This window comes from Rhizobium sp. FG113 (genome assembly GCF_057809895.1).
In genome coordinates, this window is sequence record NZ_JBMDKV010000003.1 from 204578 (window position 1) to 228629 (window position 24052).

26 protein-coding genes are annotated in these 24052 nt (G+C 62.0%); 24 read left to right on the plus strand and 2 right to left on the minus strand.

Annotated features, from left to right (window positions below; all coding sequences use genetic code 11):
- Positions 1 to 17 precede the first annotated feature (17 nt).
- From ACODTZ_RS11230 to ACODTZ_RS11320, 19 genes are all read left to right on the plus strand, one after another.
- Positions 18 to 902 carry a VOC family protein gene (locus ACODTZ_RS11230; RefSeq protein ID WP_489025767.1) on the plus strand — a complete coding sequence of 295 codons (885 nt, stop codon included), beginning with the start codon at positions 18 to 20 and terminating at the stop codon, positions 900 to 902.
- Positions 899 to 1741 (plus strand): 3-deoxy-8-phosphooctulonate synthase, encoded by an 843-nt coding sequence (gene kdsA, locus ACODTZ_RS11235; RefSeq protein ID WP_112979638.1) that lies wholly within the window; start codon positions 899 to 901, stop codon positions 1739 to 1741. The genes ACODTZ_RS11230 and kdsA overlap by 4 nt, the downstream gene beginning before the upstream one ends.
- A 154-nt stretch (positions 1742 to 1895) precedes the next feature.
- The gene (gene eno / locus ACODTZ_RS11240; protein WP_065694334.1) at positions 1896 to 3170 is read left to right on the plus strand and encodes a phosphopyruvate hydratase; all 1275 of its coding nucleotides are present in this window, start codon (positions 1896 to 1898) and stop codon (positions 3168 to 3170) included.
- A 155-nt stretch (positions 3171 to 3325) separates the two neighbouring features.
- On the plus strand, positions 3326 to 3646 hold the full coding sequence (locus tag ACODTZ_RS11245; protein WP_489026207.1) for an FtsB family cell division protein: 321 nt from the start codon (positions 3326 to 3328) through the stop codon (positions 3644 to 3646).
- 146 nt (positions 3647 to 3792) lie between these two features.
- Positions 3793 to 4839, plus strand: a complete 1047-nt coding sequence (gene pdhA, locus ACODTZ_RS11250; RefSeq protein ID WP_018899990.1) for a pyruvate dehydrogenase (acetyl-transferring) E1 component subunit alpha — start codon at positions 3793 to 3795, stop codon at positions 4837 to 4839.
- 17 nt (positions 4840 to 4856) lie between these two features.
- Complete coding sequence (locus ACODTZ_RS11255) at positions 4857 to 6242, plus strand: pyruvate dehydrogenase complex E1 component subunit beta (protein ID WP_489025769.1); 1386 nt, start codon at positions 4857 to 4859, stop codon at positions 6240 to 6242.
- 9 nt (positions 6243 to 6251) lie between these two features.
- A complete protein-coding gene (locus tag ACODTZ_RS11260) occupies positions 6252 to 6509 on the plus strand; it encodes a hypothetical protein (RefSeq protein WP_489025771.1) in 258 nt (85 codons plus the stop codon).
- Between the two features lie 2 nt (positions 6510 to 6511).
- Positions 6512 to 7855, plus strand: a complete 1344-nt coding sequence (locus tag ACODTZ_RS11265) for a pyruvate dehydrogenase complex dihydrolipoamide acetyltransferase (RefSeq protein ID WP_489025773.1) — start codon at positions 6512 to 6514, stop codon at positions 7853 to 7855.
- Between the two features lie 19 nt (positions 7856 to 7874).
- A complete protein-coding gene (locus ACODTZ_RS11270) occupies positions 7875 to 8516 on the plus strand; it encodes an SGNH/GDSL hydrolase family protein (protein ID WP_112979641.1) in 642 nt (213 codons plus the stop codon).
- A gap of 2 nt (positions 8517 to 8518) precedes the next feature.
- Positions 8519 to 9100 (plus strand): GNAT family N-acetyltransferase, encoded by a 582-nt coding sequence (locus tag ACODTZ_RS11275; protein WP_489025775.1) that lies wholly within the window; start codon positions 8519 to 8521, stop codon positions 9098 to 9100.
- A 15-nt stretch (positions 9101 to 9115) separates the two neighbouring features.
- Positions 9116 to 10561, plus strand: a complete 1446-nt coding sequence (gene lpdA, locus ACODTZ_RS11280; RefSeq protein ID WP_489025777.1) for a dihydrolipoyl dehydrogenase — start codon at positions 9116 to 9118, stop codon at positions 10559 to 10561.
- 76 nt (positions 10562 to 10637) lie between these two features.
- Positions 10638 to 10892: a GlsB/YeaQ/YmgE family stress response membrane protein gene (locus ACODTZ_RS11285; RefSeq protein WP_047510255.1), complete on the plus strand. Its 255-nt coding sequence runs from the start codon at positions 10638 to 10640 to the stop codon at positions 10890 to 10892.
- A 14-nt stretch (positions 10893 to 10906) separates the two neighbouring features.
- Complete coding sequence (locus tag ACODTZ_RS11290; RefSeq protein ID WP_047510257.1) at positions 10907 to 11155, plus strand: GlsB/YeaQ/YmgE family stress response membrane protein; 249 nt, start codon at positions 10907 to 10909, stop codon at positions 11153 to 11155.
- Positions 11156 to 11194: 39 nt separating this feature from the next.
- Positions 11195 to 12169: a lipoyl synthase gene (gene lipA / locus ACODTZ_RS11295; protein ID WP_018899982.1), complete on the plus strand. Its 975-nt coding sequence runs from the start codon at positions 11195 to 11197 to the stop codon at positions 12167 to 12169.
- Between the two features lie 66 nt (positions 12170 to 12235).
- Positions 12236 to 12472 carry a type II toxin-antitoxin system ParD family antitoxin gene (locus tag ACODTZ_RS11300; protein WP_489025779.1) on the plus strand — a complete coding sequence of 79 codons (237 nt, stop codon included), beginning with the start codon at positions 12236 to 12238 and terminating at the stop codon, positions 12470 to 12472.
- A 5-nt stretch (positions 12473 to 12477) separates the two neighbouring features.
- Entirely contained in the window at positions 12478 to 12762 is a 285-nt protein-coding gene (locus tag ACODTZ_RS11305; RefSeq protein ID WP_489025781.1) for a type II toxin-antitoxin system RelE/ParE family toxin, read from the plus strand.
- A 67-nt stretch (positions 12763 to 12829) separates the two neighbouring features.
- On the plus strand, positions 12830 to 13420 hold the full coding sequence (locus tag ACODTZ_RS11310) for a P-loop NTPase family protein (RefSeq protein WP_489025783.1): 591 nt from the start codon (positions 12830 to 12832) through the stop codon (positions 13418 to 13420).
- A 43-nt stretch (positions 13421 to 13463) separates the two neighbouring features.
- Positions 13464 to 14033 (plus strand): AAA family ATPase, encoded by a 570-nt coding sequence (locus ACODTZ_RS11315; protein WP_489025785.1) that lies wholly within the window; start codon positions 13464 to 13466, stop codon positions 14031 to 14033.
- Positions 14034 to 14042: 9 nt separating this feature from the next.
- Complete coding sequence (locus ACODTZ_RS11320; RefSeq protein ID WP_018899977.1) at positions 14043 to 14486, plus strand: type II toxin-antitoxin system RatA family toxin; 444 nt, start codon at positions 14043 to 14045, stop codon at positions 14484 to 14486.
- A gap of 6 nt (positions 14487 to 14492) precedes the next feature.
- Here the strand turns inward: ACODTZ_RS11320 and ACODTZ_RS11325 are convergent, their stop codons facing one another.
- Positions 14493 to 14993, minus strand: a complete 501-nt coding sequence (locus ACODTZ_RS11325) for a CinA family protein (RefSeq protein WP_489025787.1) — start codon at positions 14991 to 14993, stop codon at positions 14493 to 14495.
- Positions 14990 to 16210, minus strand: coding sequence for a bifunctional 2-C-methyl-D-erythritol 4-phosphate cytidylyltransferase/2-C-methyl-D-erythritol 2,4-cyclodiphosphate synthase (locus ACODTZ_RS11330; RefSeq protein WP_489025789.1), 1221 nt, complete (start codon positions 16208 to 16210; stop codon positions 14990 to 14992). The genes ACODTZ_RS11325 and ACODTZ_RS11330 overlap by 4 nt, the downstream gene beginning before the upstream one ends.
- A gap of 147 nt (positions 16211 to 16357) precedes the next feature.
- On the opposite strand from ACODTZ_RS11330, the gene dusB reads away from it, so the two are divergent.
- From dusB to ntrX, 5 genes are all read left to right on the plus strand, one after another.
- Positions 16358 to 17374 (plus strand): tRNA dihydrouridine synthase DusB, encoded by a 1017-nt coding sequence (gene dusB, locus ACODTZ_RS11335; protein ID WP_489026209.1) that lies wholly within the window; start codon positions 16358 to 16360, stop codon positions 17372 to 17374.
- Positions 17371 to 18522 (plus strand): two-component system sensor histidine kinase NtrB, encoded by a 1152-nt coding sequence (locus ACODTZ_RS11340; protein WP_018899973.1) that lies wholly within the window; start codon positions 17371 to 17373, stop codon positions 18520 to 18522. The genes dusB and ACODTZ_RS11340 overlap by 4 nt, the downstream gene beginning before the upstream one ends.
- Positions 18519 to 19970 carry a nitrogen regulation protein NR(I) gene (ntrC, locus tag ACODTZ_RS11345; RefSeq protein WP_018899972.1) on the plus strand — a complete coding sequence of 484 codons (1452 nt, stop codon included), beginning with the start codon at positions 18519 to 18521 and terminating at the stop codon, positions 19968 to 19970. The genes ACODTZ_RS11340 and ntrC overlap by 4 nt, the downstream gene beginning before the upstream one ends.
- A gap of 221 nt (positions 19971 to 20191) precedes the next feature.
- Positions 20192 to 22462: a sensor histidine kinase NtrY-like gene (locus tag ACODTZ_RS11350; RefSeq protein ID WP_489025791.1), complete on the plus strand. Its 2271-nt coding sequence runs from the start codon at positions 20192 to 20194 to the stop codon at positions 22460 to 22462.
- Positions 22452 to 23816 carry a nitrogen assimilation response regulator NtrX gene (gene ntrX / locus ACODTZ_RS11355; RefSeq protein ID WP_018899970.1) on the plus strand — a complete coding sequence of 455 codons (1365 nt, stop codon included), beginning with the start codon at positions 22452 to 22454 and terminating at the stop codon, positions 23814 to 23816. The genes ACODTZ_RS11350 and ntrX overlap by 11 nt, the downstream gene beginning before the upstream one ends.
- Positions 23817 to 24052: the final 236 nt, after the last annotated feature.

The following is a 24052-nucleotide window of genomic DNA, read 5'->3' on the forward strand; positions in this document are numbered from 1 at the left end:
TTCGGGAGGATTTGCCGATGAGTGACCCCCATCCCCTGGACCACGTGGTGCTGCCGGTCGTCAACATCGAGATGGCGCGCGAGCGCCTGGGCAAGCTGGGCTTCACCGTCGCCGCCGATGCGCGGCACCCTTTTGGCACCGAGAATGCCTGCGTCTTCTTCGCCGACAAAACCTATATCGAGCCGCTCGGCATCACCAGCCTGGAGACATACGAGGCGGCCATCGGTGACGGCAACGTTTTCACCGCTCGCGACCGCGCCTTTCGCTTCCGCTGCGGCGACGACGGCCTGTCGGCGATCGTTTTCGGCACGCCGGATGCCGATAGCGATCACACCCGCTTCATCGACGATGGCATGAGCGGCGGCGAGATGCTGCAGTTCGCCCGGCAGATGAAGATGCCGGATGGTTCTGAAGCGACCGCGGCGTTCCGCCTGGCTTTCGCGGCCGATCTGCGCGCACCCGATTTCTTCCTCTTCGCCTGCCAGCGCGTCAACCCGCTGCCCAGCGACCGCAAGGCCTTGGAAAAGCACGCAAACGGTGTGTTGGGTATCCTGTCGATCGTGCTCTCGTCGTCCGATCCCAAGGCGTTCGCGCCGCTGTTGCAGCTGGCGTCGGATGCGCAGGCGTTCCGCGAGGAGGCATTCGGCGTCAGCCTGGATGCCGGCAACGCCCGCATTAATATCCTTTCGCCGGATGGTCTGAACGCTTACTACGATCTCGCCGAGCCCAAGGCCGATCGCGGCCTGCGCGGCGCGGCGATTGTCTTTTCCGTTGCCGATCTCGCCGTGACAGAGGCGCATTTGGCTGCTAACGGGATCACCTATACACGCAAGAACAATCGAATTCTGGTGAAGGCAGCACCCGGCCAGGGCGCGCTCTTCGCCTTCGAGGAGAAACGATGACTGAAACCAATTCCGAAGTGGCCGTTGGCGAAGGCGCCGGCCGTGTGGTGTTTTCCAACACCGGCAAGCTGTCGCTGATCGCCGGCCCCTGTCAGATGGAAAGCCGCGACCATGCCTTCATGATCGCCGGCACGCTGAAGGAGCTCTGCGACAAGCTCGGTATCGGCCTTGTCTACAAGTCCTCCTTCGACAAGGCCAACCGCACCTCGCTGTCGGCCCAGCGCGGCATCGGGCTTGAAACGGCGCTTGAAGTGTTCGCCGATCTCAAGAAGGAATACGGTTTCCCCGTTCTCACCGACATCCACACCGAGGAGCAGTGCGCCGAAGTCGCCACTGTCGTCGACGTGCTGCAAATTCCGGCCTTCCTTAGCCGGCAGACGGACCTGCTGGTCGCCGCCGCAAAGACCGGCCGTGCCATCAACGTCAAGAAGGGCCAGTTCCTGGCGCCTTGGGACATGAAGAACGTGCTGGCCAAGCTGAATGCCAGCGGCAACCCGAACATCATGCTGTGCGAACGCGGCGCTTCCTTCGGCTATAACACGCTGGTCTCCGACATGCGCTCGCTGCCGATCATGGAAGCCATGGGTGCCCCTGTCGTGTTCGATGCGACCCACTCGGTGCAGCAGCCGGGCGGGCAGGGTGGCTCCAGTGGCGGCCAGCGCGAATTCGTGGAAACGCTGGCGCGTGCCGCTGTTGCCGTCGGTGTCGCCGGTGTGTTCGTCGAGACGCACGAAGATCCCGATAACGCGCCGTCGGATGGTCCGAACATGGTCTATCTCAAGGACATGCCGCGCCTGCTGGAGAAGCTTCTGGCCTTCGACGCCATCGCCAAGGGCTGACGTTCAAAAGACTGACACGTTCGTGTATTAGGCCACGAGGAATAAAGCGGCGAAGCATGCGCAAAACGGCCCCAAACTGGCATTGTAATTTGCGCATCTTCGATTAAAGACGAATTTCAAACGATTTATCCACCCCTCAAGCAGAGAAGAGCCGATGACCGCTATTACCGATATTATCGCCCGCGAGATTCTCGACAGCCGTGGTAACCCCACCGTCGAAGTCGATGTCTATCTCGAAGATGGCAGCATGGGCCGCGCCGCCGTTCCATCGGGCGCGTCGACCGGCGCTCATGAAGCCGTCGAACTCCGCGATGGTGGCAAGCGTTATCTCGGCAAGGGTGTCGAAAAGGCCGTCGAAGCCGCCAACACGGAAATCTTCGACGCCATCGGCGGTATCGACGCTGAAAACCAGATCCAGATCGACAACATCATGATCGAACTGGACGGCACGCCGAACAAGTCGCGCCTCGGCGCCAACGCCATCCTCGGCGTTTCGCTCGCTGTCGCCAAGGCTGCCGCCGAAGCTGCCGGCCTGCCGCTCTACCGTTACGTTGGTGGCGCTTCCGCTCACCTGCTGCCGGTTCCGATGATGAACATCATCAACGGCGGAGCGCATGCCGACAACCCGATCGACTTCCAGGAATTCATGATCCTGCCGGTTGGCGCTGATTCCATCCGCGAAGCCGTTCGCATGGGCTCGGAAGTCTTCCACACGCTCCGCAAGGAACTCGCGGCCCAGGGTCACAACACCAACGTCGGCGACGAAGGCGGCTTCGCACCGGGCCTGAAGAGCGCTCCTGAAGCCCTCGACTTCATCATGAAGTCGATCGAGAAAGCCGGCTACAAGCCTGGCGAAGACATCCATCTCGGCCTCGACTGCGCCTCGACCGAATTCTTCAAGGACGGCAAGTACGTTCTCGAAGGCGAAGGCCGCACGCTGGAGCCGGGCGCAATGGCTGAATACCTGGCACAGCTCGCTGCCCAGTACCCGATCATCTCGATCGAAGACGGCATGGCTGAAGACGACTGGGATGGCTGGAAGGCTCTGACGGATCTGGCCGGCAAGAAGGTTCAGCTGGTTGGCGACGATCTCTTCGTCACCAACTCGGCTCGCCTGCGCGACGGTATCAAGATGGGCGTCGCCAACTCGATCCTCGTCAAGGTCAACCAGATCGGTTCGCTGACGGAAACGCTCGACGCCGTCAACACCGCGCACAAGGCAGCCTACACCGCCGTCATGTCGCACCGTTCTGGCGAAACCGAAGATTCCACGATCGCCGATCTCGCTGTCGCGACCAACTGCGGTCAGATCAAGACCGGCTCGCTGTCGCGCTCGGATCGTCTTGCCAAGTACAACCAGCTGATCCGCATCGAAGAAGGCCTCGGCCCACAGGCGCAGTACGCCGGCCGTTCGATCCTTCGCGGCTAATCGCCCGAATTCAGGAATTTGGCTGAAATCAAGCATTTGGAACCCGCGCCCCAACCGGCGCGGGTTTTTTGTTGCGCCACGTTCATAGTCAACGGACGGTTAATCTCTGCCCGGTAGTCTTCTGGTCAAGGGTAATGCGTTTCGAGAATGCGTGTATGTGGACCAAGCATCATAAGAAGAAAAAGATCGGCCGTTTCGTCATCCCGGCGATGGCGGTCGCGTTTCTCTCCTACTTCGGCTACCATTGCATCCATGGCGACTACGGCCTGCGCGCGACCGAAGTGTTCGAGCGCCAGCGCATCACGCGCGAAAGAGAGCTGGCGGTGCTTAAAAATAAGCGCGAGCACCTTGAAAAGCAGGTGGCGCTCCTAAGTGATGGTTCCATGGACAAGGACATGCTGGACGAGAAGGCCCGTCTGCAGCTGAACTTCTCCCGCGCCGACGAGATCGTCATATTCAATCATTATTCGAATTAACCGGATTCCGGTTAATCGAAATAAATTGATATTTATCAATGCTTTACCGCTGAATACGAGCCATGCAATTATGGCATTGCTGCGGCGAAATTTCTTCCCTATGGTGCGCACCACCCAAGAACCGATAAACCCATAGGGAGGGTTGAATGGCTCCGCGAAAAAACGCGACCGTTTCCAGCCGTAAGACAAGCGCAAAGCCTGCAGCCAAGGCATCGAATGGTGGCCCGGTGGCCGATTTCGATCGTGACGAAGAGCTCAAGGCCTATCGCGAAATGCTGCTCATCCGCCGTTTCGAAGAGAAGGCGGGCCAGCTTTACGGCATGGGCTTCATCGGCGGTTTCTGTCACCTTTATATCGGCCAGGAAGCTGTCGTCGTCGGCATGCAGATGGCGCAGAAGGAAGGTGACCAGGTCATCACCGCTTACCGCGACCACGGTCACATGCTGGCAACCGGCATGACCGCACGCGGCGTCATGGCCGAGCTGACCGGCCGCATCGACGGCTATTCCCGTGGCAAGGGCGGCTCGATGCACATGTTCTCCAAGGAGAAGCATTTCTACGGCGGTCACGGCATCGTCGGCGCCCAGGTGTCGCTCGGCACCGGTCTCGCCTTCGCCAACCGCTATCGCGGCAATGACAGCGTCTCGATCGCCTATTTCGGCGACGGCGCCGCCAACCAGGGCCAGGTCTACGAGAGCTTCAACATGGCTGCTCTCTGGAAGCTCCCGATCATCTACATCATCGAGAACAACCGTTACGCCATGGGCACCTCCACGGCCCGCGCCACGGCGCAGTCGAACTACTCGCTGCGCGGTTCCGGCTTCGGCATTCCCGGCGTCCAGGTCGACGGCATGGATGTTCGCGCCGTCAAGGCTGCGGCCGACGAGGCGCTCGAGCATTGCCGTTCCGGCAAGGGTCCGATCATTCTCGAAATGCTGACCTATCGCTATCGCGGTCACTCCATGTCCGACCCGGCGAAGTATCGCTCCAAGGAAGAAGTGCAGAAGATGCGCTCCGAGCAGGATCCGATCGAGCAGGTCAAGGCACGCCTCATCGAAAAGGGCTGGGCCTCAGAGGACGATCTCAAGGCGGTCGACAAGGACGTTCGCGACATCGTCGCCGATAGCGCCGACTTCGCCCAGGCCGCACCGGAGCCGGATGCATCCGAGCTCTACACCGACATTCTGCTGTAATCGGGGAGGGTAGACCCATGCCAATCGATATTCTCATGCCCGCCCTCTCTCCGACGATGGAAGAAGGCACGCTGTCCAAGTGGCTGAAGCAGGAAGGTGACAAGGTCACCTCCGGCGACATCATTGCCGAAAACGAAACCGACAAGGCGACGATGGAAGTCGAAGCCGTCGACGAAGGCGTCATCGGCAAGCTTCTGGTTGCCGCCGGCACCGAAGGCGTCAAGGTAAACGCCAAGATCGCTGTGCTCCTGCAGGACGGCGAATCCGCATCCGACATCTCGGCTGCACCTGCTGCTGCCGCACCGGCCGCCGCCGAAGCACCCAAGGCTGCCGAAGCGCCCGCCGCTGCAGCAGCAGCGCCGGTTCCGGCCGAGCCCAAGGCTCAGGTTCCGAACGATCCTGAAATCCCCGCCGGCACCGAAATGGTCTCCATGACCGTGCGCGAAGCGCTTCGCGACGCCATGGCCGAGGAAATGCGCGCCGACGACAACGTCTTCGTCATGGGCGAGGAAGTGGCCGAGTACCAGGGCGCCTACAAGGTGACCCAGGGTCTGCTGCAGGAATTCGGCGCCCGCCGCGTCATCGACACCCCGATCACCGAGCACGGCTTTGCCGGCGTCGGCGTCGGTGCTGCTATGTCCGGCCTGAAGCCGATCGTCGAGTTCATGACCTTCAACTTCGCCATGCAGGCGATCGACCAGATCATCAACTCCGCTGCCAAGACGCTCTATATGTCCGGCGGCCAGATGGGTGCACCGATCGTGTTCCGTGGCCCGAATGGTGCCGCTGCCCGCGTCGGCGCTCAGCACAGCCAGGACTACTCGGCCTGGTACAGCCAGATCCCGGGCCTCAAGGTCGTCATGCCCTACACGGCATCCGACGCCAAGGGCCTGCTCAAGGCTGCTATCCGCGATCCGAACCCGGTCGTCTTCCTTGAAAACGAAATCCTCTACGGTCAGCACTTCGACGTGCCGAAGATGGACAACTTCGTTCTTCCGATCGGCAAGGCCCGCATCCACCGTCAGGGCAAGGACGTCACGATCGTTTCCTTCGGTATCGGCATGACCTATGCCACCAAGGCCGTCGCCGAACTCGAAAAGATCGGCATCGACGTCGAACTGATCGACCTGCGCACGCTGCGTCCGATGGACCTGCCGACCGTGATCGAATCGGTCAAGAAGACCGGCCGTCTCGTCACCGTCGAGGAAGGCTACCCGCAGAACTCGGTCGGAACCGAAATCGCCACCCGCGTCATGCAGCAGGCCTTCGATTATCTCGATGCGCCGGTTCTCACGATCGCCGGCAAGGACGTTCCGATGCCTTACGCCGCCAACCTCGAAAAGCTTGCGCTGCCAAGCGTCGACGAAGTCGTCCAGGCGGTGAAAGCCGTCTGCTACAAGTAGGACGGGCGCATGCAAGTCACGATAGCCTTGTACGATGGCAACGACCTAAAACAGAAGTTCGATCTGCCATCCTCTGTTTCGACTGATGCGCAAGTGGAAGTCGCTATGAAGTGCCTGCTGTCATCGTCTTTGGAACCTTACGAGATCATTGAGAGCTTGTTTGGTTCTAGGACTGAGTTGGACATCCATAAGAGTTCTGTTTCCGATGGCAGGAAGTTTACCGCCGGAAGCAATCCACATGTAATCGCCGAAATTCGGGGGGAGTGATCATGCCGATCAACATCACGATGCCTGCGCTGTCTCCGACCATGGAAGAGGGCAACCTCGCCAAGTGGCTGGTCAAGGAAGGCGATACGGTTAAGTCTGGCGATGTCATCGCCGAGATCGAAACCGACAAGGCGACGATGGAAGTCGAAGCGGTCGACGAAGGTGTCGTCGCCAAGCTCGTCGTCCCCGCCGGCACCGAAGGCGTCAAGGTCAATGCTTTGATCGCCGTTCTGGCCGCCGATGGCGAAGATGTCGCTGCCGCCGCAAGCGGCGCTGGCTCGGCTGCTCCGGCACCAAAGGCTGCTGAAGCGTCGAAGACCGAGGCAAAGACCGAAGCTGCTCCGGCTCCGGCCACGCCAGCGGCGGCTCCTGCACCAGCAGCAGCGCCTGCCGCTGCTTCCACGGGCAACCGCACCTTCTCCTCGCCGCTCGCGCGTCGTCTGGCGAAGGAAGCCGGTATCGATCTGTCGTCCGTTGCAGGCTCCGGCCCCCATGGCCGCGTCGTCAAGAGCGACGTCGAAGCTGCTGTCGCCGGCGGTGGTGCAAAGGCCGCGCCTGCCGTTGCCTCGCAGGCTGCCGCATCGGCTCCTGCTGCCGCACCGAAGGGCGCTTCCGACGAGACCGTTCTCAAGCTGTTCGAGCCGGGTTCCTACGAACTCGTGCCGCATGACGGCATGCGCAAGGTCATCGCCAAGCGTCTGGTCGAATCCAAGCAGACCGTGCCGCACTTCTACGTCACCGTCGATTGCGAGCTCGACGCGCTGCTGGCGCTGCGTGCCCAGCTCAACGACGCCGCTCCTCGCAAGGAAGGCGCGCCGGCCTACAAGCTGTCGGTCAACGACATGGTCATCAAGGCCATGGCGCTTGCACTGCGCGACGTTCCGGATGCCAACGTCTCCTGGACCGAAGCCAACATGGTCAAGCACAAGCACGCCGATGTCGGCGTTGCTGTCTCGATCCCGGGCGGCCTGATCACCCCGATCATCCGCAAGGCCGAGGAAAAGACCCTGTCGGCCATCTCCAACGAGATGCGCGACCTCGGCAAGCGTGCCAAGGACCGCAAGCTGAAGCCCGAGGAATATCAGGGTGGCACCTCGTCGGTCTCCAACATGGGCATGATGGGCGTCAAGCACTTCGCAGCTGTCATCAACCCGCCGCACGCAACGATCCTCGCGGTCGGCGCAGGCGAGCAGCGCCCCGTCGTCAAGAATGGCCAGCTGGCTGTCGCAACCGTGATGACGGTCACGCTGTCGACCGACCATCGCTGCGTCGATGGCGCGTTGGGCGCGGAGCTGTTGCAGGCGTTCAAGGGCTACATCGAAAACCCGATGGGCATGCTTGTCTGATCAAACGGCGGAGGCGGAAATGACGAAGACCGTTCTTTGCTATGGTGATAGCCTGACCTGGGGTTATGACGCCGCTTCCGTCGGCCGTCATGAGTACAAGGATCGTTGGCCGAGTGCGCTTCAGGCTGCACTCGGCAACGAAGTCCGGGTCATCGCCGAAGGGTTGAACGGCCGTACCACCGCCTTCGACGACCATCTGGCCGATTGCGACCGCAACGGCGCCCGTGTCCTGCCGACCATCCTGCAGACGCATGCGCCGCTCGATCTCGTCATTCTGCTCCTCGGCACCAACGACATGAAGAATGTCGTGGCGGGATCGGCCTTCGCCGCCTGCCAGGGTATTGCCCGGCTGGTGCGGCTGATCCGCAACCACGCCTGGCCGTTCGATTTCGACGTGCCGGATATCCTGATCGTGGCGCCGCCGAGGATCTGCGAAACGGCCAACGTGCCCTTCGCGGCCTCCTTCATCGGCGGCATCGAGGAATCGGCGATGCTGGCGACGCTCTATCGGGATCTCGCCGACGAGCTCGGTTGCGGTTTCTTCGACGGCAATTCGGTCGCCAAGACGACGCCGCTCGACGGCATCCATCTTGATGCCGAAAATACCCGCGCTCTCGGGCGCGGCATGGAATCGACCGTGCGGATGATGTTGGGGCTTTGACCGTGGCGTCTTTCGTGACGCTGCGTTCCGCCACTAGGGATGACGCGGCCGAACTGGCGATCCTCTCGGACATTGCCTCGCACGGCTTCGCCTCCTGGCTCTGGTTGGGCGAACTAGGAGGCACCGGAAGCGATACGCCGATGGAGCTTGGTCGGCTGAAGATGCGTCAGGACGAAGGCTACGGCACATGGCGCCACGCGATACTGGCTGAAGCCTACGGAGAGACGGCGGGCGCGGCGATCGGTTATGCGCTGGGCGAGGACGTAAAGAATATGGAGGTCGACCGCGTGGCTTTGCAGCCGGTGATCGACCTACAGAAGATGGTTGTTGGCAGTTGGTTCATTGCAACGCTCGGCGTCTATAGCCATCTGCGCGGCATCGGGATCGGCAGGGAAATACTGATGGATCAGATCGACAGGGCAGGGACGCTGCCGGTCAGTCTGATCACCGCAAGTGACAATGAAGCGGCTCTGTCGCTTTACAAGAAGAATGGATTTTCGGAAGCGGCGCGCCAGAAGGCGATGTCGCTTTTCGAGAGCAGCAGGAAACACGAGTGGGTGCTTCTCACCCGCGACGCCCGATAACAAAGGCAGGAAAACATGGCTGAGAATTACGACGTCATCATCATCGGCTCCGGTCCCGGCGGCTATGTGGCCGCTGTGCGCGCCAGCCAGCTCGGTCTCAAGACCGCGATCGTCGAGCGCGAGCACCTGGGCGGCATTTGCCTGAACTGGGGTTGCATCCCCACCAAGGCGCTGCTGCGCTCGGCCGAAGTGCTCGACCACGCCAACCACGCCAAGGACTACGGCCTTGTTCTCGAAGGCAAGATGAGCGCCGATGTGAAGGCCGTTGTCGCCCGCTCGCGCGGTGTCTCGGCGCGTCTCAACAGCGGCATTGGCTTCCTGATGAAGAAGAACAAGGTCGATGTGATCTGGGGCGAAGCCAAGATCACCAAGCCGGGCGAAATCGTCGTCGGCAAGTCCTCCAAGCCCGTCGTCGAGCCGCAGAATCCGGTTCCGAAGAACGTCAAGGGCGAGGGCACCTACACCGCCAAGCACATCATCGTCGCGACAGGCGCCCGTCCGCGCGCGCTGCCCGGCATCGAGCCGGACGGCAAGCTGATCTGGACCTATTTCGAAGCGATGAAGCCGGCAGCCCTGCCGAAGTCGCTGATCGTCATGGGCTCCGGCGCCATCGGCATCGAGTTCGCAAGCTTCTACCGCTCGATGGGCGTCGACGTCACCGTTGTTGAAGTCATGCCGACCATCATGCCGGTCGAGGACGTCGAAGTCACTGCGATCGCGCGCAAGCAGCTCGAGAGGCGCGGCATGAAGATCCTCACCAGTGCCAAGATCACCAAGGTCGAAAAAGCCGCCGACAGTCTGACAGCGCACGTCGAGACGGCTGACGGCAAGGTCCAGCAGATCACCGCCGACCGCATGATCTCGGCCGTAGGTGTCCAGGGCAACATCGAAAATCTCGGCCTCGAAGCCGTCGGCGTCAAGACCGACCGCGGCTGCGTCGTCATCGACGGCTACGGCAAGACCAATATCGCAGGCATCTACGCCATCGGCGACGTCGCCGGCCCGCCGATGCTCGCCCACAAGGCCGAGCACGAAGGCGTCGTCTGCGTCGAAAAGATCGCCGGCCTGCCGAACGTTCACGCCACCGACAAGGGCAAGGTCCCGGGCTGCACCTACTGCCACCCACAGGTCGCCTCCGTCGGTCTGACGGAAGCCAAGGCCAAGGAAGCCGGCCGCGATATCCGCGTTGGCCGCTTCTCCTTTGCCGCCAACGGCAAGGCGATTGCGCTCGGCGAGGACCAGGGTCTCTGCAAGGTGATCTTCGACAAGGAGACCGGTGAGCTGCTCGGCGCGCACATGGTCGGCGCCGAAGTCACCGAACTCATCCAGGGCTTCGTCGTCGCCATGAACCTGGAAACGACCGAAGAAGAACTGATGCACACAATCTTCCCGCATCCGACGGTTTCCGAAACCATGAAGGAAGCGGTTCTGGATGCTTACGGTCGCGTCCTCAACGCTTGATAATTTTCTTTGCCGCTCTCTATGACGGATTGAACTAGGTTCAATAACGGACTGGAAAAAGCGAAAGGAAATCATCATGTCTATGGGTACGCAGGCACTGCTCATCTTCCTCCTGATCGGTCTGGTCGCGGGCTTCCTCGCCAGCCTGATCGTTGGCGGAGGCGGATTGATACGGTGCCTGCTCAGCGGCATCATCGGCGCGTTCGTCGGAGGCTTTCTCTTCAACGCGCTGGGGATCAACCTAGGCATAGACAGCGCCATCGTGGTGCAGATCATTCACGCCACCGTCGGCGCCATCATCGTGGTGTTGATCGCAAGGGCGATAGCTTGAGGGGGTAGGACCGGATGGAAGGTGTGGGCTGGATTACGGCGATCATCGTCGGCGGCTTGGCGGGCTGGCTCGCGGGCATTTTGATGGGCATACGCTTCGGCGTTTTGATGAACATCGTCATCGGCATCGTCGGTGCTGTCATAGGCAGCGCGATCTTTGCCCGCGCCGGCATCTATGTCGCCAGCGGTTGGCAGGGTTACCTTGTGACGGGTTTCATCGGCTCTTGTATCTTGCTATTTCTGGCAAAACTCGTCAGACGCTGACGAAAGAGGCCGTTTCGGCGGTTTGAAGGCAGGTTATTGATGGTAACTATTCTCGACAGGATCAATCCAAGCGCTGAAAAGCGCGTGCGGCACCCGGAAAAGGCACATCGCCCGGACACGGAAGTCATGCGCAAGCCGGACTGGATCCGCGTCAAGGCGCCGACCTCCAAGGGCTACGCTGAAACCCGCTCGATCGTGAAGGAGCACAAGCTCGTCACCGTCTGCGAGGAAGCCGGCTGCCCGAATATCGGCGAGTGCTGGGACAAGAAGCACGCCACCTTCATGATCATGGGCGAGATCTGTACCCGCGCCTGTTCCTTCTGCAACGTCGCGACCGGCAAGCCGAACGCGCTCGACATGGCCGAGCCCGAGAGCGTGGCGAAGGCCGTCAAGGAGATGGGCCTCAGCCACGTCGTCATCACCTCTGTTGACCGCGACGATCTGGAAGACGGCGGCGCCGAGCACTTCGAAAAGGTGATCTGGGCGATCCGCGCCGCATCGCCGACGACCACGATCGAAATCCTGACGCCCGACTTCCTGAAGAAGCCCGGCGCGCTGGAGCGCGTCGTCGCCGCCAAGCCCGACGTCTTCAACCACAACATGGAAACCGTTCCGGGCAACTATCTGACCGTCCGCCCGGGCGCCCGTTACTTCCACTCCGTTCGCCTGCTGCAGCGGGTGAAGGAACTGGACCCGACCATGTTTACCAAGTCGGGCATCATGGTCGGCCTCGGCGAGGAGCGCAACGAAGTGCTGCAGCTGATGGACGACCTGCGCGTCGCCGACGTCGACTTCCTGACGATCGGCCAGTACCTGCAGCCGACCCGCAAGCACCACGCGGTGATGAGCTACGTTACGCCCGAGGAATTCAAGTCCTACGAGACTGTCGCCTACACCAAGGGCTTCCTGATGGTCGCCTCCAGCCCGCTGACCCGCTCCTCGCACCACGCCGGCGACGACTTCGCGCGCCTGCGCGCCGCGCGTGAGAAGAAGCTGCTGGTGGCTGCGGAGTAATCAGGTTCTCTTGTGTGGCCTGCTGTGCCATGATCGGCGGCAGGCAATGCGACAGAGGAACACGTCATGCCCGTGGTAACAGTGACCGTGCCGGATGAGATGAAGGCCTGGCTGGAAAAGCAGGCCTCAGCCGGTCGCTATGCCGATGCGTCCGACTATGTGCGCGATCTCGTTCGCCGCGACCAGGAGCGCGCTACCAAGATCGCTCATATGCAGGCTCTTGTCGATGAAGGGCTGGCGAGCGGCGTATCCGACGAAACAATGGATGACATTCTGCGGTCGCTCAACGAAGCGGCGGAATAGTTCTCATGGGCTACCGGCTGTCGCGTCAGGCCGCTCATGATCTTCGTAATATTCACGCGACAGGCCTTCGGCTTTTTGGAAAAGCGCAGGCCGATAGCTATCACCGTCATTTGGGTGATATCTTCGAGATACTCGCGGATAACCCGAAACTCGCCCGGCTTCGCCAGGAAATCACCCCACCCGTGAGGATTCATCCTTGCGGCGCTCACTTGATCGTCTACCATGAGTTGGGTGGTGGTGGCATTCTCATCATCCGCGTGCGCCATGGCCACGAGAATTGGCAGGCGTAATCTCGTTAGAGCCTTCCATACCCGTCCAGGCGGCCTGATCTTCCTCGCAATCAGACAAGAGGCCATCGTGCTACAACAACCGAAGCATCGGCTGAAGGTCACCGATCTCGGTGAGGCCGCCGAATTCCTGAAGCACGCCGACCGCATCGTCATTTTCGGCTCGTCCGGTGGCGGCAAGAGCACGCTGGCGCAGAAGCTCGCGCGAATCCTCGGTGTCCGCTACGTCTCCATGGACCGCGAGGTGTTCTGGCTGCCCGGATGGGTGTCGAGACCGAGGCCGGAACAGCGAGAGATCATCGCCAGGATCGTCGCCGAGGATCGCTGGATCATCGACGGTAACAATCCGAGAACGCTCGATCTCAGGCTGCCGCGCGCCGACGTGATCCTGTGGGTGAGAGTGTCGCGCTGGCTATGCCTGTGGAGCATCTTCAAGCGTGGCATGGTCTATCGCGGCAGGACACGGCCCGACATGGCGCCGGGATGCCTGGAACAGTGGCCGGACCGGGAGTTCATGTCCTATGTCTGGAATTTCGAGAGGGACGATGTGCCCGAATTCATGGAAGGCATCCGCCAGCATGGACCCGATGTACCGCTCGTCGAATTGAAGAGCAGGGCGCAGATGGGACAGCTGCTTCAGCGCCTCGAAGCCATCGGCTAGGATGACAGCCTGATTCGGTCTTTGCTTGCTGGAGGGGAAAGACATGCCGAATTTCGTCACCGATATCACCAGTGCCGCCGACCTCGTCAGCCGCGCCGACCGCATTCTCGTGATCGGCTGCTCCGGCGGCGGCAAGACCACGCTGTCGAGACGGCTTGGGGAGCGGCTCGGCGTGCGGCACATCTCGATGGACCGCGACTTCTATTGGCTACCCGGCTGGGTGAAACGGCCAAAGGCCGAAGAGCGCGAGATGATCGCGGCCGCCGTTGCCGAAGAGCGGTGGCTGATGGACGGCACCGGCGCCTCAACCTTCGATCTCAGGATGCCGCGCACCGACATGGTGCTCTGGGTGCGGCTGCCGCGCTGGCGGTGTCTGCTCGGTGTCACCACCAGGTGGCTTCGCTGGCGGGGCAGGGCGCGACCGGAGATGGCGCCGGGCTGCCCGGAAAAGCTGGATGGCGAGTTCCTGACCTACATCTGGAACTTCGAGCGGCGGTGGGCACCGCTCATCCTCGCGGGCATCGAGCGATACAAGCCTGATGTGCCCGTCCTTCAGTTGAAATCGCACCGGGAAATGCGCCGCCTTCTTGATCTTCTTGGCGCGCCCGCTTAACTGCCGGTCATGCCTCAGTTCGAAACGCACCGCCCCGTCCCGCATTCCGCAGACCAGATGTTCGATCTCGTTGCCGATGTCGAGAAATACCCGCAATTCCTGCCGCTCTGCGAAGGGCTTGCGATCCGCAGCCGCAAGGAGCGCGATGGCAAGGTCCTGCTCATCGCCGACATGACGGTCGGCTACAAGGCGATCCGCGAGACCTTCACGACCCAGGTGCTGCTCAACAAGGCCGAGCGCGTCATCGACGTCAAATACATCGACGGCCCCTTCAAGTATCTCGACAATCGCTGGCGCTTCGAAGACACGGCGTCGGGCTCCAACGTGCATTTCTTCATCGATTACGAGTTCAAGAGCCGCATCCTCGGCGCCTTGATGGGCTCGATGTTCGATCGCGCCTTCCGCATGTTCACCGAAGCCTTCGAAACGCGCGCCGGCAAGATCTATAGCTGACCAAGCTTACTGCGGCCCGAGCTTCTGGATCATCGCCAGCGCCGTCCTGACGGTGGCGAGACGCACCTCGCCGCGGCCGATATCGCCATAGAGCATCTTGTTGTGAATGAGGTCACCGTTGCGTGACTTGGCGGCGAGGTGCACGAGGCCGACCGGCTTTTCCGCCGATCCACCGCCTGGCCCGGCAATGCCCGTGACGGCAACGGCGATCGATGCCCGCGAGCGGAAGAGGGCGCCATGCACCATCTGCCGCGCGGTCTCCTCCGACACCGCGCCGAAACGCGCAAGCGTCGCTTCCTGGACGCCGAGAATCTCCATCTTCGCGGTGTTCGTATAGGTGACGAAGCCGCGATCGACGACCGCTGACGAGCCCGCGATTTCCGTGAGCGCGCCGGCAATCAGCCCGCCGGTGCATGATTCCGCCGTCGATACCATCAATCCCGCCGCTCCGAACGTCCTCACAATGGCTTCGGCCTCGGATAGGATATCGGCGGGAAAGAGGCTCATTGGCTGATCTCCTGATAGACCACGGTGGCGGTGGCAATGGCGGCGATCCCCTCTCGGCGGCCGACGAAGCCGATGGTCTCGTTGGTCGTTGCCTTGACCGAGCAACGGTCGATCGAGATGCCGAGAAACTCCGAAAGCATGGCGCGCATCGTGTCGCGGTGCGGCCCGACCTTCGGCGCTTCGGCAATCAGCGTCACGTCGGCGTTCATGATGGTGCCGCCGCGCTCGCGCACGATCTTGGCCGCATGCTCGATGAAGATGCGCGACGGCGCACCCTTCCATTGCGGGTCCGACGGCGGGAAGTGGTCGCCGATATCGCCGGCGCCGCAGGTGGCAAGCAGCGCATCCGTCAGCGCATGCAGCGCGACGTCGGCATCCGAATGACCCTTGAGCTTCTGGTCGTGCGGAATGAACACCCCGCAGAGCGTCACGCCGTCGCCGGCCTCGAGCTGGTGCACGTCGTAGCCGTTGCCGGTGCGTACATCGGGAAGGCGTGTGCTGGAGAGTCTCTGGTCGGCCATTGCGATATCACGCCTCACTGTCAGTTTCACATTGTCGGCCATGCCCTCGACGATCGTCACGGGATGGCCGGCCCATTCGGCGATCGCCGCATCGTCGGTAAAATCGGTGCGATCGGCGGCGGCCGCCTTCTCATGCGCGGCAAGGATGACACCGAAGTCGAAGGATTGCGGTGTCTGCGCCGCATAAAGCTGCGTGCGGGGCACTGTCTCGACCACGATGCCGGCTTGATCGGCGCGCTTCAGCGTATCGGCGACCGGCATGGCCGGCAGCACGGCAGGCGCGCCTTCAGCTAGGGTGGCCGCGACGCGATCAAGCAGATCGTGATCGAAGAACGGCCGCACGGCGTCGTGGATCAGCACGTGGGTGATGCCCTTGTCCTTCAGATGCCGAAGCCCTGAGAGCACCGATTGTTGACGTGTCGAGCCGCCGTGGACGGTGGCGATCGGCAGCTTGGAGGTGACACCAGCGGTTGCCTTCGAAAATAGCGCCTCATCATCGGCGTGAATCACGGCGACGATTTCGGTTGCTTCAGACCATGTCGCGAAAATTTCGAGCGTATGGGCAATGACTGGCCGGCCACCGATCCGGCGATATTGCTTTGGGCCTTCAGCGGATGCGCCGGCGCGCTCGCCCCGGCCTGCGGCCACCACGATAATTCCGATCGATATCGGTTGCTTTTGATGCATTTGCGGCATAAATCCCCAAAAAGCAGAATTTCTGGAGGTGCTCTAACGGCTTGGCGCACCGAATTCCAGCATCTGCCCGAAAAATATCAATTCGGGCACTTCCCCCTTGGCAAGTCTTTTAAATCTGTCTAAAAATAGTGCACCTGCTTAGCGTGCCTGAAAGATAATCAGTTGTCTGACATACACCTCGCATCTCCTTTGTGCATCGGAACCGTTGCGGTGCGCAACCGTATCGTGCTGGCGCCCATGTCCGGCGTCACCGATATGCCGTTCCGTCAATTGGCTTGGCGCCATGGCGCGGGGCTGGTGGTGACCGAGATGGTGGCAAGCCGCGAACTCGTCAACGACACCGAGCAATCCTGGGCGCGGCTGAAGACGGCGGGCTTCAATCCGCACATGGTGCAGCTTGCCGGTCGTGAAGCGCACTGGATGGCGGAGGGCGCGAAGATCGCCGCCGCGCACGGTGCCGATATCATCGACATCAACATGGGTTGCCCCGCCAAGAAGGTGATCGGCGGTTATTCCGGCTCGGCGCTGATGCGTGACCCAGACCATGCGCTGGGACTGATCGAGGCGACAGTCAAGGCCGTCGATGTTCCCGTCACGCTGAAGATGCGGCTTGGCTGGGACGAGAATTCGATCAACGCGCCCGAAATCGCAAAGCGTGCCCAGGATGCCGGCGTTCAGCTGGTGACGATCCACGGCCGTACGCGCATGCAGTTTTACGAAGGACGCGCCGATTGGGATGCGATCCGCGCCGTGCGCGATGTCCTCACCATCCCGCTGGTCGCCAATGGCGATGTCGAAACAGTCGAGGACGCCCATGAAATCCTGCGCCGCTCGGGCGCCGATGCCGTCATGATCGGCCGTGGCTGCCAGGGGCGCCCGTGGCATGCCGGCGTGCTCGCCGGAGCCGATGCGCCTCAGCCATGGGAGATCGCCGATATCGCCGTCGAGCATTATCGCATGATGCTCGATTTTTATGGCGAAGCGGTCGGCGTTCGTCATGCGCGCAAGCATCTCGGCTGGTATATGGAGCGCTTCGCACCGTCGGTGTCGGCAAACGACAAGGCGGCGATCATGACAGCGCGCGACCCTCGCGAGGTCTCGCAACGATTCCACGATGCCCTGGTCGCGGCGGCAGACAATACAGATGCCCGGGAGGCTGCATGACAAACGACGCGTCGCTATCATCTGCCCATGCCGGCAGTGCCGTCGCCATGGCCGTTCTCAACGCCATCCAGAACCCCGTCATCATGGTCGATGATGCTGGGTTGGTCGCCTTTGCCAACTGGGAGGCGGAAGCCTTCTTCGGGGCCAGCGCCTCGCATCTGGCGCGCTACAAGATCTCGACCTTCATTCCCTTCGGCAGCCCGCTTCTGGCGCTGATCGACCAGGTGCGCGAACGCCGCGCGCCGATCAACGAGTATCGCGTCGATCTGAGCTCGCCGAGGCTTGGCCAGGACAAGCTCGTCGACATCTACGTGGCGCCGGTGACGAGCGAGCCGGGCTCCGTCGTCATCGTCTTCCAGGAGCGCTCGATGGCCGATAAGATCGACCGGCAGCTGACGCACCGCGCCGCCGCCCGTTCGGTCACCGGTCTCGCCTCGATGCTGGCGCACGAAATCAAGAACCCGCTCTCGGGTATTCGCGGCGCTGCCCAGCTGCTCGAGCACTCTGCGACCGACGATGACCGCGCGCTGACCCGGCTGATCTGCGACGAGACCGATCGCATCGTCTCGCTGGTCGACCGCATGGAAGTCTTCTCCGACGAGCGCCCGGTCGACCGTGTGCCCGTGAACATCCATTCCGTGCTCGATCATGTGAAGGCGGTCGCCAAGGCGGGCTTTGCGCGTCACATCAAGATCACCGAGAACTACGACCCCTCGCTGCCGTCGGTCTACGCCAACCGCGACCAGCTGGTGCAGGTCTTCCTCAATCTCGTCAAGAACGCCGCCGAGGCGATCGGCGACCGGCCGGATGGCGAGGTGGTGCTGACGACCGCCTACCGTCCCGGCATCCGCCTCTCGGTCGCCGGAACCCGCGAAAAGATCTCGCTGCCGCTGGAGTTCTGCGTGCAGGACAACGGCCCGGGCGTTCCCTCCGATCTCCTGCCGCATCTGTTCGACCCCTTTATCACCACCAAGACCAACGGCAGCGGCCTCGGCCTTGCGCTGGTGGCCAAGATCATCGGTGATCACGGCGGCATCATCGAATGCGACAGCCAGACCAACAAAACCACATTCCGCGTGCTCATGCCTGCCTCCAAGGATGCATCGCTTGAGGACGCAACCATAACCCCCACAGGACCTTCTCGATGACAGCAACGATCCTCGTCGCGGATGATGATGCGGCAATTCGTACGGTGCTTAATCAGGCCTTGAGCCGCGCCGGATATGACGTGCGTATCACCTCGAACGCCGCCACCCTGTGGCGCTGGGTTTCGGCCGGCGAGGGCGACCTCGTGGTCACCGACGTCGTCATGCCCGACGAGAATGCCTTCGACCTGCTTCCGCGCATCAAGAAGGCCCGCCCGGATCTGCCCGTGCTCGTCATGAGCGCGCAAAACACCTTCATGACGGCGATCAAGGCCTCGGAAAAGGGCGCCTACGACTATCTGCCCAAGCCCTTCGATCTGACCGAGCTTATCGGCATCATCGGCCGGGCGCTGTCCGAGCCGAAGCGGAAGCCCGCCAAGGTCGAAGACGACGTGCAGGACGGCATGCCGCTCGTTGGCCGCTCGGCCGCCATGCAGGAAATCTATCGCGTCCTGGCGCGTCTGATGCTGACCGACCTGACGCTGATGATCACCGGCGAATCCGGTACCGGCAAGGAACTCGTCGCCCGCGCGCTGCACGACTACGGCAAGCGCCGCAACGGCCCCTTCGTGGCGATCAACATGGCCGCGATCCCGCGCGACCTGATCGAATCCGAGCTCTTCGGCCATGAGAAGGGCGCCTTCACCGGCGCCCAGACCCGCTCCACCGGCCGTTTCGAGCAGGCCGAGGGCGGTACGCTGTTCCTTGATGAAATCGGCGACATGCCGATGGATGCGCAGACGCGCCTGCTGCGCGTGCTGCAGCAGGGTGAATACACCACCGTCGGCGGCCGCACCCCGATCCGCACCGACGTGCGCATCGTGGCGGCCACCAACAAGGATCTGAAGCAGGCGATCAACCAGGGTCTCTTCCGCGAGGATCTGTACTACCGCCTCAACGTCGTACCGCTGCGCCTGCCGCCGCTGCGCGACCGCGCTGAAGATATCCCGGATCTCGTCCGTCACTTCGTCCAGCAGGCGGAGAAGGAAGGTCTCGGCACCAAGCGTTTCGATCAGGAGGCGCTCGATCTGATGAAGGCTTATGCCTGGCCGGGCAACGTGCGCGAGCTGGAGAACCTCATCCGCCGCCTGATGGCACTTTATCCACAGGATGTGATCACCCGCGAGATCATCGAATCCGAGCTGCGTTCCGACGTGCCGGACAGCCCGATCGAGAAGGGTCCGATCCGCAATGGCAACATGACCATCGCGCAGGCTGTCGAAGAAAACATGCGGTCCTATTTCGCGACTTTCGGCGATAACCTGCCGCCTCCGGGCCTTTATGACCGCGTTTTGACCGAGATGGAGTATCCTCTCATCCTGGCAGCGCTGACGGCCACGCGCGGCAACCAGATCAAGGCCGCGGATCTGCTCGGTCTCAACCGCAACACGTTGCGCAAGAAGATCCGCGAACTCGGCGTATCGGTCTACAGAAGCTCCCGCACCGCTTGACCCTGTTGGCTTGGCCGGCAACGCTTGACAATGTGACGCGATGCGTTGCATTTTCGCCACATTGCGTTGCCAATAAGTCACGCTAGGGGTTTGTGTTCCTGCGGTCAGTTCTGCGTCCGAAGATCCGGCTCGACGATGGACGAGCTGGAGATCGAGCGCGGTCTTCACCCTGACCCAAGGACGGCGGCGAAATGCGTTTCGCCGCGTGGAGAGTTAAACGAATGAAGCAGGATGCGTTGCCGCCGGCGGCGGAGGGCGAAGCAGTTACCACGGTAACGGATCGCCGCGCGCTGTTTGCTCTGCCCGGTCTCGTGCTTGCCGGGGGCGCGCTCCTCTGCGCGACGATGACGCTCTTCGTGCTGCTCGGCCTGACGCCGATCGCGCCGACATCGCCCGTGGTCATCACCTCAGTCGTCGTCAATTCCTTCTTCGTGCTCGGCCTAATGGCCCTGATCGGTCGCGAGGTTTCGCGGCTCCTGAAGGCGCGCAAGCGTGGCCGTGCCGCGGCGCGTCTGCATATCCGCATCGTCGTCCTCTTCTCGATCGTCGCGATCACGCCCGCCATTCTCGTGGCCCTCTTCGCCAGTATCACGCTGAACGCCGGTCTCGACCGCTGGTTCGCGCTCAGAACGCAGTCGATCGTCAGTTCCTCCCGCAATATCGGGCAGGCCTACATGATGGAGAATGCGAGCTATCTGCAGGGTCAGACGGTCTCGATGGCCAACGACCTAGAGCGCAATCGCCAGCTGTTCAATCTCGATCGCACCGGCTTTGCCGAACTGATGACGCGCCAGGCGAGGGGACGCGGCCTGCTCGGCGCCTTCCTGGTGCAGGCGGATGGTACTGTGATCACGCAGGCCGATATCAAGACCGAGAAACCGCTGCCGGCGATCCCGCAAGATGCCCTGAACAAGGCCTCTGCCGGTCAGCCGACGCTTATTCCGCCGGGTGTGACGAACCTTGTCGGCGCCATCATCCGGCTCGAATCCATAGACGGCGCCTTCCTTTATACGGTGCGCGCGGTCGACCCCAAGGTCATGACCGCGATGCGGATGATGGAGGAGAACGCCACCGAATACAGGTCGATGGAGGCGGGGCGTTTCTCGCTGCAGATCGCCTTCGCCATCCTCTATGTCGGCTTCGCGCTGATCGTGCTTCTTGCAGCGATCTGGACGGCAATCGCCGTCGCCGACCGTATTGTCCGCCCGATCCGCCTGCTGATCACGGCGGCCGACAGCGTCGCATCCGGCAACATGGACATCGTCGTCCCCGTGCATGCCGTCGATGGCGACGTCGCCAACTTGTCGCGCACCTTCAACAAGATGATCTCGGAGATCCGCACCCAGCGTGACGAGATCCTCGAAGCCAAGGACGAGGTGGACGACCGCCGCCGCTTCATCGAAGCCGTGCTCTCGGGCGTCACCGCTGCCGTCATCGGTGTCGAGCACGATCGGCGGGTCACCATCGTCAACAGTTCGGCCGAAACGCTGATGGCGCTCGATGCCGGCGACATGCTCGGCAAGCAGCTCTCCGAAATCGCGCCTGAGGTTGACCAGGTGCTCACCGAGGCGGCGTCGCGCTATCGCGGCGATTTCCGCAAGCAGATTGCGCTGGTGCGCGCCGGCACCGTGCGTACGCTGAGCGTCCAGGTAACGCGCGAGGAAGTGCGCGATCTCAGCGAATCCTACGTCATCACGCTCGATGACATCACCGACCTCGTGATTGCTCAGCGCTCCACCGCCTGGGGCGACGTCGCGCGCCGTATCGCCCACGAAATCAAGAACCCTCTCACCCCCATCCAGCTCTCGGCCGAGCGCATCCAGCGCCGCTACGGCAAGCAGATCAACCAGGATGACCGCGGCGTCTTCGATCAGTGCACCGAGACGATCATCCGTCAGGTCGGCGATATTGGCCGCATGGTCGACGAATTCTCCTCCTTCGCTCGCATGCCGAAGCCGATCAAGGAGCCGAGCGACCTGCGCAAGATCCTGCACGACGCGGTCTTCCTGCGCGAAATGGGTAATAGCCACGTCGCCTTCCTGCAGGAATTCGGGGATGCGCCGCTAGAAGGGCAGTTCGACAGCCGCATGCTGGGCCAGGCCTTCGGCAATCTCATCAAGAACGCGGTGGAAGCGATCGAGGCCGTGCCGATCGACGAGCGCGAGGAGCGTAAGGTGCTGGTGCGCGCTTCGCTCGATCAGCCGCGTGACCGCTTCACCGTCGATATCATCGACAACGGGCGCGGTCTGCCTGTCGAGAACCGGCACAGCATTTTGGAACCGTATATGACGATGCGCGAGAAAGGGACCGGTCTCGGCCTCGCCATCGTGAAGAAGATTATTGAAGAACATGGCGGGCAGCTCGAACTGCATGATGCACCCGCTGATTTTGACCAGGGAAGAGGGGCCATGATCCGCGTGCATCTGCCACGCCTGGAGCAATCGCCCGCCGCCTCGGCCGCAAGTGACAAGGAAAATGCATATGGCCTCTGATATTCTGGTCGTCGACGACGAACACGACATCCGCGAGATCGTCTCCGGCATTCTCTCCGACGAGGGCCACGAGACCCGTACCGCGCACGACAGCGACAGCGCTCTGGCTGCGATTTCGGACCGCGCGCCGCGGCTGATCTTCCTCGATATCTGGATGCAGGGCAGCAAGCTCGACGGTCTGGCGCTGCTGGATGAGGTCAAGGCGCGCCATCCCGATATCCCCGTCGTCATGATCTCCGGCCACGGCAACGTCGAGACCGCCGTCTCCGCCATCAAGCGCGGCGCCTTCGATTTCATTGAGAAGCCCTTCAAGGCGGATCGTCTGATCCTGATCGCCGAGCGTGCGTTGGAAAATTCCAAGCTCAAGCGCGAGGTCTCGGAACTGAAGCGCAAGGCTGGCGATCCGGTCGAGCTGATCGGCACCTCCGTTGCCGTCTCGCAGCTGCGCCAGACGATCGAGAAGGTCTCGCCGACCAACAGCCGCATCATGATCCTCGGTTCCTCCGGCTCCGGCAAGGAGCTGGTCGCGCGGATGATTCACAAGAAGTCGTCGCGCGCGAGTGGTCCGTTCGTGGCCATCAACGCGGCCAACATCACGCCCGACCGCATGGAAGTGGCGCTCTTCGGAACCGAGGGTTCGCCCGGTCAGGCCCGGAAGATCGGCGCGCTTGAGGAGGCCCATCGCGGTATTCTCTATCTCGATGAGGTCGGCGAAATGCCGCGCGAGACGCAGAACAAGATCCTGCGCGTGTTGGTCGATCAGCAGTTCGAGCGTGTTGGTGGCTCCAAGCGGGTGAAGGTCGATGTGCGCATCGTCTCCTCGACCGCCTATAACCTCGAAAGCCGCATTGCCGAGGGCTGGTTCCGCGAGGATCTCTATCACCGTCTGGCCGTGGTGCCGGTCAAGGTGCCGTCGCTGGCCGAACGCCGCGAGGATATCCCGTTCCTTGTCGACCAACTGATGCGCCAGATTTCCGAGCAGGCGGGCATTCGTCCACGCCGCATCGGCGACGATGCGATGGCGGTTCTGCAGGCCCATGACTGGCCGGGCAATATCCGCCAGCTGCGCAACAACATCGAGCGCCTGATGATTCTCGCCCGCTCCGACGGCCCGGATGCGCCGATCACCGCCGAGATGCTGCCGACAGACTTGGGCGACATGCTGCCGAAGGTATCGGCCAAGAACGACTACCACATCATGACGCTTCCTTTGCGCGAGGCGCGCGAGATGTTCGAGAAGGATTATCTCATCGCCCAGATCAATCGATTCGGCGGCAATATCTCGCGCACCGCCGAGTTTGTCGGCATGGAGCGCTCGGCGCTGCACCGCAAGTTGAAGTCGCTCGGCGTCTGATCAGTGGTTTGATCGGTAGCCGGCGTGTTTTTTCGATGGGCGGGCAGGGCAGCGGCAGAGCCCAAGGCGATCTGCCGCCCCATAAAATTAGACAGGTCTTTTTCGCCGTTGCGGAAAAGATTGCGATTTGATACCAAAGGCTTTCCAGGCAGCAGGGATGAGGGTTGTCGGCTGCCTGATGGAAAAATAAGAAGTATTTTACCGGCACGTGAAGGCCGGCAATAAAGAAAGAATCG

What these genes read in the sequence shown, in the direction of transcription:
- ACODTZ_RS11255 (WP_489025769.1), top strand. Translation starts at nt 4,857, where the DNA reads ATGCCAATCGATATTCTCATGCCCGCCCTCTCTCCGACGATGGAAGAA.
- ACODTZ_RS11350 (WP_489025791.1), top strand. Translation starts at nt 20,192, where the DNA reads ATGAAGCAGGATGCGTTGCCGCCGGCGGCGGAGGGCGAAGCAGTTACC.
- ACODTZ_RS11325 (WP_489025787.1), bottom strand. Translation starts at nt 14,993, where the DNA reads ATGAGCCTCTTTCCCGCCGATATCCTATCCGAGGCCGAAGCCATTGTG.
- ACODTZ_RS11300 (WP_489025779.1), top strand. Translation starts at nt 12,236, where the DNA reads ATGCCCGTGGTAACAGTGACCGTGCCGGATGAGATGAAGGCCTGGCTG.
- ntrC (WP_018899972.1), top strand. Translation starts at nt 18,519, where the DNA reads ATGACAGCAACGATCCTCGTCGCGGATGATGATGCGGCAATTCGTACG.
- ACODTZ_RS11285 (WP_047510255.1), top strand. Translation starts at nt 10,638, where the DNA reads ATGTCTATGGGTACGCAGGCACTGCTCATCTTCCTCCTGATCGGTCTG.
- eno (WP_065694334.1), top strand. Translation starts at nt 1,896, where the DNA reads ATGACCGCTATTACCGATATTATCGCCCGCGAGATTCTCGACAGCCGT.
- pdhA (WP_018899990.1), top strand. Translation starts at nt 3,793, where the DNA reads ATGGCTCCGCGAAAAAACGCGACCGTTTCCAGCCGTAAGACAAGCGCA.
- ntrX (WP_018899970.1), top strand. Translation starts at nt 22,452, where the DNA reads ATGGCCTCTGATATTCTGGTCGTCGACGACGAACACGACATCCGCGAG.
- ACODTZ_RS11265 (WP_489025773.1), top strand. Translation starts at nt 6,512, where the DNA reads ATGCCGATCAACATCACGATGCCTGCGCTGTCTCCGACCATGGAAGAG.
- lpdA (WP_489025777.1), top strand. Translation starts at nt 9,116, where the DNA reads ATGGCTGAGAATTACGACGTCATCATCATCGGCTCCGGTCCCGGCGGC.
- ACODTZ_RS11290 (WP_047510257.1), top strand. Translation starts at nt 10,907, where the DNA reads ATGGAAGGTGTGGGCTGGATTACGGCGATCATCGTCGGCGGCTTGGCG.
- ACODTZ_RS11260 (WP_489025771.1), top strand. Translation starts at nt 6,252, where the DNA reads ATGCAAGTCACGATAGCCTTGTACGATGGCAACGACCTAAAACAGAAG.
- ACODTZ_RS11315 (WP_489025785.1), top strand. Translation starts at nt 13,464, where the DNA reads ATGCCGAATTTCGTCACCGATATCACCAGTGCCGCCGACCTCGTCAGC.
- ACODTZ_RS11245 (WP_489026207.1), top strand. Translation starts at nt 3,326, where the DNA reads ATGTGGACCAAGCATCATAAGAAGAAAAAGATCGGCCGTTTCGTCATC.
- ACODTZ_RS11230 (WP_489025767.1), top strand. Translation starts at nt 18, where the DNA reads ATGAGTGACCCCCATCCCCTGGACCACGTGGTGCTGCCGGTCGTCAAC.
- ACODTZ_RS11320 (WP_018899977.1), top strand. Translation starts at nt 14,043, where the DNA reads ATGCCTCAGTTCGAAACGCACCGCCCCGTCCCGCATTCCGCAGACCAG.
- ACODTZ_RS11340 (WP_018899973.1), top strand. Translation starts at nt 17,371, where the DNA reads ATGACAAACGACGCGTCGCTATCATCTGCCCATGCCGGCAGTGCCGTC.
- ACODTZ_RS11270 (WP_112979641.1), top strand. Translation starts at nt 7,875, where the DNA reads ATGACGAAGACCGTTCTTTGCTATGGTGATAGCCTGACCTGGGGTTAT.
- lipA (WP_018899982.1), top strand. Translation starts at nt 11,195, where the DNA reads ATGGTAACTATTCTCGACAGGATCAATCCAAGCGCTGAAAAGCGCGTG.
- ACODTZ_RS11305 (WP_489025781.1), top strand. Translation starts at nt 12,478, where the DNA reads ATGGGCTACCGGCTGTCGCGTCAGGCCGCTCATGATCTTCGTAATATT.
- ACODTZ_RS11330 (WP_489025789.1), bottom strand. Translation starts at nt 16,210, where the DNA reads ATGCCGCAAATGCATCAAAAGCAACCGATATCGATCGGAATTATCGTG.
- kdsA (WP_112979638.1), top strand. Translation starts at nt 899, where the DNA reads ATGACTGAAACCAATTCCGAAGTGGCCGTTGGCGAAGGCGCCGGCCGT.